Source organism: Acetomicrobium sp. S15 = DSM 107314 (assembly GCF_016125955.1).
In the GTDB taxonomy this organism is placed as follows: Bacteria; Synergistota; Synergistia; order Synergistales; family Thermosynergistaceae; genus Thermosynergistes; species Thermosynergistes pyruvativorans.
Genome location: NZ_JADEVE010000057.1, coordinates 1 through 312 on the forward strand (window position 1 = coordinate 1; position 312 = coordinate 312).

A 312-nucleotide genomic window follows, 5' to 3' on the forward strand; every position below is an offset into this window, starting at 1 on the left:
CTTTTCAGGCTCCATTCTGGAAATTTGGGACCATAATGGCGCCGCTACTGCAGTAATAGCCACATCCAATGGCAGCCCGTGTCTGCGGAGCAATAAATCAAAAATATAAGTGATGGCTTCTGTATCCGTCTGCAACATACACTTGTAGCCAAACATTTCCAAGTATCTTTTATTAGCGCCGTAAGAGGATATTTCACCGTTATGGACAATGGACCAGTCCAGCAAAGTGAAGGGATGGGCCCCGCCCCACCAGCCCGGGGTATTTGTGGGGAAACGCCCGTGAGCTGTCCAGACATAGCCTTTGTACTCATC

General features: G+C 49.0%; 1 protein-coding gene. It reads right to left on the reverse strand.

All coding sequences use genetic code 11. The features are described from left to right. Nucleotides 1-312 (reverse strand): hypothetical protein (locus tag EZM41_RS01250; RefSeq protein WP_342449190.1); only part of this gene is annotated, 312 nt, incomplete at both ends.